Below are 717 nucleotides of genomic sequence, written 5' to 3'. Positions count from 1 at the left end.
GGCGGTGATCTCGGAGATCATCGCCACGTCGAGCAGCGCCGCGACGCGCGGCAGTACGTTCTTGCCCACCGAGGTGGCAGCGGTGAGGACATGGCTGTAGCCGGGGGCGAGCGACACCAGCAGGGCTGCGACCGGCTCGGCCAGCGCATGCTCAAGGGCAGCATCGTCGGCGACCAGCACCTTGGCGACACCGGCCAGCGTCGCGGCCTGCTCCGCGGCCGGGGCGGCGTTGCGGCCGGCGACCAGGACATGGATGTCACCGCCGAGCTTGGTGGCGGCGGTCACGGCATGGGCGGTGGCGGGCTTCAGGCTGGCGTTGTCGTGGTCGGCAAGGATCAGGATGGGCATGGGGCGGTTCCTCTGTCGGGCGGGGTGCGGGGAAGGCGGGCACGGGGCCGCCGCTCAGATCACCCGCGCCTCGGTCTTCAGCTTGTCGACCAGGGCGGCGACGTCCGGCACCTTGATGCCGGCCTGGCGCTTGGCCGGCTCGGCGACCTTCACCGTCTTCAGGCGCGGCGTGACATCGACGCCCAGGCTGTCCGGCGTGACGGTCTCCAGCGGCTTCTTCTTCGCCTTCATGATGTTGGGCAGCGAGGCGTAGCGCGGCTCGTTGAGGCGCAAATCGGCAGTGACCACCACCGGCAGCTTCAGCGATACGACCTCAAGTCCGCCATCGATCTCGCGGGTCACGGCGACGGCATCGCCCGCCGGGGCAAC

General features: G+C 70.6%; 2 pseudogenes. Both read right to left on the bottom strand.

Annotation, left to right across the window (positions count from 1 at the left end):
* Positions 1-348 (bottom strand): annotated as a pseudogene (locus TSH64_RS27200) (electron transfer flavoprotein subunit alpha/FixB family protein); the annotation flags it as partial.
* A gap of 54 nt (positions 349-402) precedes the next feature.
* A pseudogene (locus tag TSH64_RS27195) lies at positions 403-717 on the bottom strand (electron transfer flavoprotein subunit beta/FixA family protein); the annotation flags it as partial.

This window comes from Azospirillum sp. TSH64, assembly GCF_003116035.1.
GTDB lineage: Bacteria > Pseudomonadota > Alphaproteobacteria > Azospirillales > Azospirillaceae > Azospirillum.
The sequence above is the reverse complement of the archived record's forward strand: the minus strand, read 5'-3'. Positions and strand labels throughout refer to the sequence as shown.